The 10,234-nt window shown below is 72.9% G+C and carries 11 protein-coding genes; 8 read left to right on the forward strand and 3 right to left on the reverse strand.

Annotated elements, in window-relative coordinates; all coding sequences use genetic code 11:
• Window positions 1–53: 53 nt before the first annotated feature.
• Complete coding sequence (locus tag E0493_RS11705) at window positions 54–818, reverse strand: class I SAM-dependent methyltransferase (RefSeq protein WP_160937119.1); 765 nt, start codon at window positions 816–818, stop codon at window positions 54–56.
• A gap of 386 nt (window positions 819–1,204) precedes the next feature.
• Window positions 1,205–1,651: a hypothetical protein gene (locus E0493_RS11710; RefSeq protein ID WP_235913713.1), complete on the reverse strand. Its 447-nt coding sequence runs from the start codon at window positions 1,649–1,651 to the stop codon at window positions 1,205–1,207.
• Between the two features lie 208 nt (window positions 1,652–1,859).
• Here E0493_RS11710 and E0493_RS11715 point away from each other — a divergent pair, with 208 nt between their 5' ends.
• From E0493_RS11715 to def, 8 genes are all read left to right on the forward strand, one after another.
• Entirely contained in the window at window positions 1,860–3,179 is a 1,320-nt protein-coding gene (locus E0493_RS11715) for an MFS transporter (RefSeq protein WP_235913714.1), read from the forward strand.
• 102 nt (window positions 3,180–3,281) lie between these two features.
• Window positions 3,282–4,676 carry a nicotinate phosphoribosyltransferase gene (locus tag E0493_RS11720; RefSeq protein ID WP_160937120.1) on the forward strand — a complete coding sequence of 465 codons (1,395 nt, stop codon included), beginning with the start codon at window positions 3,282–3,284 and terminating at the stop codon, window positions 4,674–4,676.
• Window positions 4,677–4,705: 29 nt separating this feature from the next.
• Complete coding sequence (chrA, locus tag E0493_RS11725) at window positions 4,706–5,947, forward strand: chromate efflux transporter (RefSeq protein WP_456316346.1); 1,242 nt, start codon at window positions 4,706–4,708, stop codon at window positions 5,945–5,947.
• A gap of 327 nt (window positions 5,948–6,274) precedes the next feature.
• Window positions 6,275–7,048 carry an IclR family transcriptional regulator gene (locus E0493_RS11730; RefSeq protein ID WP_367614502.1) on the forward strand — a complete coding sequence of 258 codons (774 nt, stop codon included), beginning with the start codon at window positions 6,275–6,277 and terminating at the stop codon, window positions 7,046–7,048.
• Window positions 7,036–8,031, forward strand: coding sequence for a 2-dehydro-3-deoxygalactonokinase (locus E0493_RS11735; RefSeq protein WP_160937122.1), 996 nt, complete (start codon window positions 7,036–7,038; stop codon window positions 8,029–8,031). Before E0493_RS11730 ends, E0493_RS11735 begins: the two co-directional genes overlap by 13 nt.
• Window positions 8,028–8,678, forward strand: coding sequence for a 2-dehydro-3-deoxy-6-phosphogalactonate aldolase (locus E0493_RS11740; protein ID WP_160937123.1), 651 nt, complete (start codon window positions 8,028–8,030; stop codon window positions 8,676–8,678). The genes E0493_RS11735 and E0493_RS11740 overlap by 4 nt, the downstream gene beginning before the upstream one ends.
• 252 nt (window positions 8,679–8,930) lie before the next feature.
• Window positions 8,931–9,056, forward strand: a complete 126-nt coding sequence (locus E0493_RS23725) for a hypothetical protein (RefSeq protein ID WP_268894112.1) — start codon at window positions 8,931–8,933, stop codon at window positions 9,054–9,056.
• Window positions 9,057–9,215: 159 nt separating this feature from the next.
• Complete coding sequence (gene def / locus E0493_RS11745) at window positions 9,216–9,797, forward strand: peptide deformylase (RefSeq protein ID WP_160937124.1); 582 nt, start codon at window positions 9,216–9,218, stop codon at window positions 9,795–9,797.
• A gap of 79 nt (window positions 9,798–9,876) precedes the next feature.
• Here the strand turns inward: def and E0493_RS11750 are convergent, their stop codons facing one another.
• Window positions 9,877–10,116 carry a hypothetical protein gene (locus E0493_RS11750; RefSeq protein WP_160937125.1) on the reverse strand — a complete coding sequence of 80 codons (240 nt, stop codon included), beginning with the start codon at window positions 10,114–10,116 and terminating at the stop codon, window positions 9,877–9,879.
• Between the last annotated feature and the right edge of the window lie 118 nt (window positions 10,117–10,234).

Raw genomic sequence — 10,234 nt, forward strand, 5'->3', positions numbered from 1 at the left:
TCCCCTTCCCTTCGCCTGGTCCATGCCCCGCCACGGGCGCGGCAGCGGCGCCCTCAGGCGGCTCGCAGGGTGAAGGTCACAGCCTCGATGTCGAAGCTGCCGTCGGCACCCAGGCCGAAATGCTCCTGGACGCAGGCCGGCGCCGCCGCGAGCAGCGAGCGGATCGCCTCTGCATGGGCGGGCGGCGTGCGCGTGCGGGCGGTCCAGCTCGCGAACTCCATGCGCAGGCGACGCGAAACGATGCCTTCCAGCGCGAAGCCGGCGCGCGACAGGGATACGACCCACTCCGCGACGCTGTAGTTCCTCACATGGGAGGCGTCGCGCAGCAGCTCGACGGCCTGGAGGTGGGAGTCGAGCACCGGGTTGGCGGGAGCCACCGTGTCGATGAACAGCGCCGGCCGGCCCGCCCTGAGCACGCGCCGCGCCTCGCGCAGGCCGGCCTCCATGTTCTGCCAGTGATGCGTGGTGAAGCGGCAGAGCACCGCGTCGAAGGCGGCATCCGGAAAGGGCAGCCGCTCGGCCGGCGCCTGGCGGGTGACGATGTTGGCGAGGCCACGCCCGGCCGCCGTGGCCGCCACCGCCTCCAGCATGTCCGGCGTGACGTCGCAGGCGACGACCTGCGCGACGTGCGGCGCGGCGCGGTAGCTGACATGGCCGCCGCCGCAGCCCAGGTCGAGCACGCGGGCCTCGCTCTGGCCGCGCAGCGCGGCCTCGATCTGGTCAAGGTCGGCGCCGCTGCTGTGCACCGCGCTGGCGACGTAGTCCTGGGCGCGGGCGCCGTACTGCTCGGCGGCGAAACGATGCTGGGAGGTGTTCATGTCCCGCTCTCTCCTGCTGGAGGCGCCAGCCTTCCGCATTTCCCAGGCCGGTATGGGTTGGCAGGGTATCCTGGCATATCCGCTTCCACCATGCCGCTGCCCGCCGACCGGCGGCGCCTGCCGGGTGCCTTCCTCCGCCGCCGCCGGAAGGCGCTGGTGGGCGAGCTGCTGCGGAGCGGCGTGGCTTTCGCGCGCTTCTGGAGCAGCCACGCGGTGCTGGCGCGCGAAGGGGATACGCCGGTTCAGCCATCCGCGGGACGGCCTGCTGCGCCGCGAGCAGGTGATGCTGCTGCCGGCGAGGTCCTGCCCACGAAGTCCGCGGGCCTTTCCACGGACGCCGCGGACCAGCAGGCCACTGAAAACAAATCCTGGTGTCCTGAGGCCGCTCAGCCCTTCGCCTTGCGCCCGCGCGCGGCGCCGCCCGGCTGCGGGCGGGCGGGACGCGCCTCGGCCTCCGGCTCCGGCCCGGCCATCTTGCGGGCCACCGCCAGCAGTGCCGCCTTGTGGGAGAAGTCGAGCCGGCGATAGGCGCGCAACAGCCCTTCCTCATCGCCGGCCAGCAGGCCGAGGGAACCCTGCGCCTCCTCCAGGAGCTCCTGCGGCGGCGGCGTGTCCGGGTCGAGCCCGACGAGGTAGGAGATGGAGGTCGCCAGCCCCTCGGCGAACTTGATCAGGGGCTGGCCGCGCGGCATCAGCGCCCTGCCCTCACGGATGCGGTCGAGATAATCGGCCGGCAGGCCAGCGCGCCGGCAGGCCTCCTCCGCGGTCAGCTCGACCCGTTCCAGCCGGCTTTCCACCCGCTCCAGGAAGGCTTCCATGTCGGGGTTGGGCAATGGGCGAACCCTCCTTCCGCTGCCTGTGCCGGGCCCCCGCCTCCCGCCCCCGCCGGAGCGGGCGCCGCGGTGCCTGCCCGGATGTTGGTGGAAGCCCGCGTGCCGCCCTTCGGTTGCCGGGCGGCAAGGCTGGCCTGCGCAGCCATCGGCTCGACAACCGCGGCATCATCCCACATGGATGCACGGAATGATCGGGAGAACGTCATCCATGCCGGTGCTTCGAGGGGACAGCTCGGTCCTGCGGGGAGGGCAAGGGCCGGCAGCGGCCATGGCCGGGGGCGCTCCCGACCGGCGACGGCGCTGGACGGGCCAGGAGATCCGCCTGCTCACCCTGGTCTCCATCGCGCACCTGGTCAGCCATTTCCACATCCTGGTGCTGCCGCCGCTGTTTCCCCTGCTGCGGGACCGGATGGGCGTGGGCTTCGTGGAGCTTGGGCTGGCGCTCACGGTGTTCAACGTCGTCTCCGCCCTGACGCAGGCGCCGATGGGCTTTCTGGCCGACCGCATCGGCCATCGCCGGGTGCTGGTGGCGGGGCTTTGCCTCGGCGGCCTCGCCTTCATCTCCCTCAGCTTTGCCCAAACCTATGCCTGGCTGCTGGCGGCATCGGCGCTGGCCGGGCTGGCGAACTGCGTCTACCACCCGGCGGACTACGCGCTGCTTTCCGCCGGCATCGACGAGTCTCGCATCGGCCGGGCCTTCTCGGTCCATACCTTCGCGGGTTTCCTGGGCGGGGCGATCGCGCCGGCGGTGATGCTGACGGTGGCCTCCACGGCCGGGCTGGCACCCGCGCTGATCCTGGCGGGCGCGATCGGCCCGCTGGCAGCCCTTCCCCTGCTGCTGGACCGCGCGCCGGCGAAGCAGCCCTCCGCCGCCGCGCAGGCGCCGCGTGCCGGCCGGCAGGCGCCCGCGGGCGCGGCGGCGGCGCTCTCGGTGTTCAGCCCGGCGATCCTGTCGCTGACGGTGTTCTACGTGCTGCTCAGCCTCTCCAACGGCGGCATCCAGAACTTCGCGGTGGCCGCCTTCGTCAGCGGCTACGGCATCGAGCTGGCGGCGGCCAATGCGGCGCTGACGGCCTATCTGGCGGCCAGCGCCTTCGGCGTGCTGGCCGGCGGCTTGGTGGCGGACCGGACGCGGCGGCACGGCGAGGTCACCGGGCTGGCCTTCGGTCTCACCGGGCTGCTGGTGCTGCTGGTCGCGCTGGCGGACTTGCCGAACGCCCTGCTGATCCTGACCATGGGCGTCGCCGGCTTTCTTTCCGGCGCCATCACCCCCTCGCGTGACATGATGGTGCGCGCCGCCTCGCCGCCGGGCATGGCGGGGCGCGTGTTCGGCATCGTTTCCACCGGCTTCAACATCGGCGGCGTGGCCGGCCCGGTGCTGTTCGGCTGGATATTGGACCATGGCGCGCCGCGCTGGGTGTTCGGGGCGAGCGTGGTGTTCATGGCCATCACCGTCGCGATGGCGCTCTCCGGCGGCTACGCCTCGCGCCGCCGGGCGCGCCGCGCGGAGGTCGCGCACTCCGCCTGAACCGCCGCGACGCGGCGGGGCGCCGGGCGCGCCGCCGGCAACCCAGGCAGCCCTCGCGCGCTGAAACAGCGAAGCAGGCGATGAGGCGCAGGAGAAGGGGCCGTGATCCACAACCTCGCCAAGCGGGCGCATGACCGCAACTGGACCCTCGACCCGATCGTGCGCTCCCTGCTGGACACCGACTGGTACAAGCTGGCGATGCTGCAGTTCATCTGGAAGCATTTCGCCGGCACCCGGGTGCGCTTCACGCTGATCAACCGCAGCCGGAGCGTGCGCCTCGCCGAGGTGGTGGACGAGACGGAGCTGCGGCGGCAGCTCGACCACGTCCGGGAACTGCGCTTCACCAGGTCCGAGCTGATCTGGCTCGCCGGCAATACCTTCTACGGGGAGCGCAACATCTTCTCCCCCGGCTTCATCGAGTGGCTTGCCGGCTTCTCGCTGCCGCCCTACCGGCTGCTCCGGGAGGAGGGGCAGCTACGGCTGGAGTTCGAGGGATGCTGGGAGGAGGTCACGCTGTGGGAGATCCACGCCCTGGCGATCGTCTCCGAGCTGCGCACCCGGCACGGCTATGCCCGGCTGGACGAGATGGACCTCGACATCCTGTTCTCGCGCGCCAAGGCGCGGCTCTGGTCCAAGGTCGAGCGCCTCGCCGGCGTCCCCGGCCTGCGGTTCGCCGATTTCGGCACCCGGCGGCGGCATTCCTTTCTGTGGCAGGAGTATGTCGTCGAGCTGCTCGCCGCCAAGCTGCCCGGCGGCTTCACCGGCACCTCCAACACCTACCTGGCCCACAAGCACAATCTGGAGGCCATCGGCACCAACGCGCACGAGCTGCCGATGGTGCTCGCCGCGCTGGCCCGCCTCGGCCGGCTCGGGGCCACCGGCCTGAAGGACTCCCAGTACGAGGTGCTGCGGCTCTGGCAGGAGATGTATGGCAAGGCCATGCAGGTCATGCTGCCCGACACCTACGGCTCCACCCAGTTCTTCCGCGGCGCGCCGGACTGGGTGGCCGACTGGACAGGCGTCCGGCTCGACAGCAAGGACCCCCATGTGGGGGGCGAGGAGGCGCTGGCCTTCTTCGCGGGGCGTGGGCGCGACCCGCGGAAGAAGCTGCTGGTGCCTTCCGATGCGCTCGACGTGGACCTGATCCTGGGCCTGCATGCCCGCTTCGGCGGCCAGATCCAGCCGGGCCACGCGCCGGGCGACTTCCGGTCCGCGCGCGACTTCCAGGACCCGGCGAAATGGCGCCATGAGCCGCGCTGCCGGATCAGCGCGGGAATCGGCACCAACCTGACCAACGACTTCGCGGGCTGCGCGCCCGTCGCGGTGCCGGAATTCGCGCCGATCAGCCTGGTCTGCAAGGTCACCGAGGTGGAGGGACAGCCGGCGGTGAAGCTGAGCGACAACTTCAGCAAGGCCACCGGAACGCCCGGGGAGATCGCGCATTACCGCTCGGTATTCGGCACCGCCGGCCTGGCGGAGGTTCCCGTGACCGTCTAGCCCGGCACACCGGAAAGGGAAGCACCGAGGTGAACGAGACCAGCGCCCCCGCCGCCACGCCCGGCGCCGCCGCCGTGCACGCGCCGGCGCGGGAGGGCTTTTTCCGGATCCTGCTGATCTTCCTGCGCCTTGGGCTGACGTCCTTTGGCGGGCCGGTCGCGCATCTCGGCTACCTGCGCGGCGAGTTCGTCGCCCGGCGCCGCTGGATGAGCGAGGCCGCCTATGCGGACCTGGTCGCCCTGGCGCAGTTCATGCCGGGGCCCGCCAGCAGCCAGACGGGCTTCGCCATCGGCGTGCTGCGCGGCGGCCTGCCGGGCGGGCTGGCGGCCTGGCTGGGCTTCACCCTGCCTTCCGCCCTCCTGATGCTCCTGGCGGCTCATGGCGCGGGTCTCGCCGGCAGCGGAACCGGGGCGGGCATCGTCCATGGGCTCAAGCTCGTGGCGGTCGCGGTGGTGGCGCAGGCGGTCTGGGGCATGGCGGGCACGCTCTGCCCGGACCGCAGGCGCGCCAGCATGGCCGTGCTGGCGGCGCTGGCGCTGCTGTTGCTGCCCTCGGCGGTCACGCAGGTGGCGGTGATCCTCGCCGGGGCGGCGGCCGGTTTCGTGCTCTGCCGCGAGGGCCCCCAGGCGGGCGACGCGCGGCTGGGCTTTCGCGTCCGTCCGCGCGACGGCCTTGCCGCCCTGGGGGTGTTCGCCGCGCTGCTGCTCGGGCTCGGTCCCCTGGCGATCGCGACGGGCTCGCACGCCCTGGCGCTGGCCGAAGCCAGCTACCGCGCCGGCGCGCTGGTCTTCGGCGGCGGCCATGTGGTCCTGCCGCTGCTGGAGCGCGCCTTCGTGCCGAGTGGCTGGATCCCGGCCGACACCTTCCTGGCCGGCTACGCCGTGGCGCAGGCCGTGCCCGGGCCGCTCTTCACCTTCGCGGCCTTTCTTGGGGCGGCGCAGGGGTCCTGGCCGAACGGGGCGCTGGGCGCGGGCATCGCGCTCGCCGGGATCTTCCTGCCGGGCCTGCTGCTGATCTACGGCATGCTGCCCTTCTGGGACGGCTTCCGCCGGCGCCCTGCGGCCCAGGCCGCGCTGCGGGGGGTCAACGCGGCGGTCGTGGGCATCCTACTTGCGGCGCTGTTCGACCCGATCTGGACCTCCGCCGTGCACACCCCGGCGGACTTCGCGGTGGCGCTCGCCGCCTTCGCGGCGCTGGTGCTGTGGCGGCTGCCGGCCTGGCTGGTGGTGGTGCTCACGGCGGCGGCGGGGGCGATCAGCGTCGCCCTTTGAAACGGCGATGCCTGGTGTCCCTGCCGGTTCGACGCCTTGGAGCAGATCCCGTTCCGATTGCATCATCGGGCGGGTGAAGATGCTCGTCGAAACAAACGGCTAGAGCGTTTTCCGTGAGCCAGAGCGAACGGAAAATGCTCTAGCACAGGGGAGCTTGCCGCCGGCCGTTCGCCAGGGGCGAGCAGCCTTCTCCCACGATGTGGGTTGCACCTCCTCCATTTGACCCAGGAGGGGGCCGGCTCCAGGATACGCGGCAACGAGGACGGCGAGCGGAGAAGCATGTCAGTCGCAGGCCGGAACGCGCGCGGCGAACCGGCGGAAGGCGGGGTGGCAGCCGCTTCCGCCGCGGGCACGCAGACCCTGCTGCGGGGCCTGAAGGTGCGGGAGTGTGTCGCCGCCGGCCCGCATGACGCCCAGGGCCTCGCCGAACGGCTCGGGACGCCGCGCAGCACGACGCGCCGCATCCTCAGCAGCCTCGCCGCGGCCCGGCACCTGCACCACCTGCCGCACAGGGGCTATCTGCCCGGGCGGATGCCGATCCATCTCGGCCAGCGCGCGCTGGAGCAGCGGCCGCTGGTCGCGATGGCGCAGCCGCATTGCGAGGCCCTCTCCCGCAGGACCGGGGACACCATCCATCTCGGCATCGCCGAAGGCGCGGAGGTGGTCTCCTTGCTGAAGATCTCCGGCACGCGCGGTTTGGAGATGCCCTCCCGAGTCGGGCAGCGCATGCCGCTCGCCACCACGGGGATCGGCAAGGCGCTGATGCTCGGCATGCCGGAGCCGCGCTGGCGCGAGCTGCACGCGGCCGCCCTGGCGCTGAACGCCCGCAGCCCGGACCGCCCGCCTGCCCTTCCCTGGGAAGCCTATGCGGAGCGGATGCGGGCCTGTCGCGCGCGCGGCGTGGTGTTCGACCTGGAGGAGAACGAAGTGGGAATCCGTTGTGCCGGCGCGCCGGTGCATGACTGGGGCGGCCAAGTTGTCGCCGCCATCAGCGTGGCCAGCGCCGCGCCCTTCATGCCGGAGGAACGGCTGGAGGCGGTGGCGCCGCTGGTGCGGGCCACGGCGGAGGCCGTCGCGCGCGAGCTGGGATGGCCGGGGTGAGCTGCGCCCCCGCCCTGATCGCGCTGGACTGGGGCACCTCCAGCCTGCGCGGCTTCCTGATGGACGGCGCCGGCGCCGTGCTGGAACAGCGCGGCAGCGGCCATGGCATCGTCAACCTGCCCGAGCCGGGCGTGCCGGGATTCGAGGCCGCCTTCGCGGCGATGTGCGGCGCGTGGCTGGACCGCTTCCCCGCCCTGCCGGTGGTGGCCGGAGGGATGGTCGGCAGCGCCCAGGGTTGGCGCGAAGCCGCCTATGCAGACTGCCCCGCCGATGCCCGGCGGCTGGCGGCCGGGGCGGCCGAGGTCGGCACGGCGCGCGGGGTGCGCATCCTGATCGCGCCCGGCCTGGTCTGCCGCGCGCCGGGCGCGGCGCCGGACGTGATGCGGGGCGAGGAGATCCAGATCGCCGGGGCGTTGCTGGCCCATCCCGGGCTGGCGGCGCGCAGCCTGCTGGTGATGCCCGGAACCCATTCCAAATGGGTCGTGGTGGAGGACGGGCGGATCATCCGCTTCGCCACCTACATGACCGGCGAGCTCTTCGCCGTGCTGTGCCGCCACTCGCTGCTCGGCCGCCTGATGACCGAGGAGGCCGCCACGCCCGAGGCGGCGGAGGCCGCCTTCGCGCGTGGCATCGCCATGGCGCGCGACAGCGTTCCGGGGGACCTTGCGCACCAGATCTTCGCCGCCCGCAGCCTCGGCCTGACCGGCGAGCTGCCGGCCGCGGCGCTCCGGGATTTCCTTTCCGCGCTGCTGATCGGGCACGAGGTTGTTTCGGGCACCCGGCGCGCCGCTTCGGAAGGCGCGCCGCTGGCGCTGGTCGGCGAGGACGCGCTCTGCCGCCGCTATGGGGCGGCGCTGCAACAGTTCGGCACGCCGCCGGCGGTGCAGCTCGGCAACACCGCCCCCGCCGGCCTGTTCCACTTCGCCATTGCCGCAGGGCTGGTCGCGCCGCCGGCGCCCGGCGCGCAGGAGACGCTGCCATGATCCCTTCCCCGCTGCAGGACCGGCTCGACGCCGCCTTCGCGCAACTGCCGCTGGTCGCCATCTTGCGCGGGCTGCGGCCCGAGGAGGCGGAGGCGGTCGCCACCGCGCTCTATGAGGCCGGCTTCCGCCTGATCGAGGTGCCGCTGAACTCGCCGCAGCCCTTCGACAGCATCGCCGCCATCCGCCGCCTGCTGCCGCAGGACGCGCTGGTCGGCGCCGGCACGGTGCTGCAGGCGGCGGATGTCGGCCGGCTTGCGGATCTCGGCGCCGAGCTGGTGGTGATGCCGCATGCCGACACGGCCGTGATCGCGGCGGCGGCGAAGGCCGGCCTGCTCTGCACGCCGGGCATCGCCACCCCCACCGAGGCCTTCGCCGCGCTGGCCGCAGGCGCCGCGGCGCTGAAGATCTTTCCTGCCGAGATGGTCGGGCCACCGGTGGTGAAGGCGATGCGCGCGGTGCTGCCCAAGGGCACGCGGCTGCTGCCGGTGGGCGGCATCACGCCCGCCACCATGGCGCCCTTCCTGGAGGCCGGCGCGGCCGGCTTCGGGCTGGGCTCGGCGCTGTACAAGCCGGGCATGACCGCCGCCGAGGTCGCGGCCACGGCACAGCGCTTCATCGGGGCCTGGCGGGAGCTGCGCCCGGCCTGAGCCGCTCCGGACCACCTGCCCTGGCCGGCGCGGCTGTGCGCGGCGGGGGCCTTTCCGATCGCCGCCTCCGCCGCGAGGCGGGACACCCAGCGGACATGGCGTTGATGCTGACCCACCCTCGCCGCCCGCACCTGTGATGGCCGGCCTGGCGCCACGACGCTGTTCGGCACGAAGGCGCAGGCCGCCACGGCCTATCCGCGCCGGCCGATCGAGCCGATCGTTCCCTGTGCCGCCGGCGGTGGCACCGATCTCGTGGCCCGCGCCTTCGCCAACGTGGCCAATCCGCACCTGGACGAGGCGATCGGCGTGGTGAACCGCACGGGCGGCGCCGGCGCGGTGGGTTTCTCCGAGATCACGGCAGCCAGGCCGGGCAGGTAAGCCGGGCGGGGCGGTGGCACCGGGCCGCCGCCTCTTTTCGTGTCGCCACAAAAACTGCGACGCCGGGCGGCGTGCCCTCCCCTTGCCGCCGCGGGGAGCCCGGCCGATCATGCGTCCTTCCGCACTGCCGGTGCCATCCCTCCGACGCGAGATCCCGCCATGGCCATTCTGAAGATCGCCCGCATGGGCCACCCCGTGCTGCTGGAGAAGTGCCGGCCTGTCGAGGATCCCGGCGCCCCGGACATCCGCCGCCTGGTGCGGGACATGTTCGAGACCATGGAGGACGCGCCCGGCGCCGGCCTCGCCGCGCCTCAGGTGCATGTGCCGCTGCGGCTCTTCGTGTTCCGGGTGCTGGCGGAGCGCGCCAGCGGCGCGCCCGATGACACGGTGGTCGGCAACACCGTGCTGATCAATCCGGTGATCGAGCCGCTGGGCGAGGAGAAGCACCTGCGCTGGGAAGGATGCCTCTCCATTCCCGGTCTGCGCGCCGCCGTGCCGCGCTACAAGCGCCTGCGCTACACCGGCGTGGATTGCGACGGGCGCACGGTTTCCGCCGAGGTCAGCGGTTTCCATGCCGGCGTCGTGCAGCACGAGAACGACCATCTCGACGGCATTCTCTACCCGATGCGAATGAGCAACTTCGCCCTGATGGGCTTCAACGAGGACATCGCGCGCGCGCAGCAGGCCGGCCTCCACGGCGGTGTTCCGGCGCGGGGCGGAATCGCCGGGCCGGGCGCCTGAGCAACGCGGCGGGCGCGCATCGCGCCTCCTCCCCGCCCGGTGGAGCCCGGATTCAGCCGCCCGCGCTTCGCTCCGCCGCCTACCCCCGGCCGGCGTAGAGGCGGTCCAGCAGGTCGGACGCCGCCGCATCCACATTGGCGGCGGAGGCCATCAGCATCGTGGCGGTGATGCTGAGGCCCGGCTGGCCCTGCCGCCGCCGCCGGGCGGTGACGGCGAAGCGCGCGCCCAGCCGCTGCTTCAGCTCATCGGCCGCCATCTCGACGGCGGCGTCGTCCACGCCCTGCAGCGTGATCCGGACGCCCGTTTGGTAGTCGCCCATCTCCCACCCTCCTGATCCGGCCCAAGTGTGTCGCCGCGCATTCCCCGGCGCCACCGGGGCAAAGCGGGGATTGCAGAGGATTGCGGGGATTAGAACGTCTAACAGAACCTCCGGATCT

Origin of the sequence: Teichococcus coralli (assembly GCF_009829925.1) — a bacterium.
Lineage (GTDB): Bacteria > Pseudomonadota > Alphaproteobacteria > Acetobacterales > Acetobacteraceae > Pseudoroseomonas > Pseudoroseomonas coralli.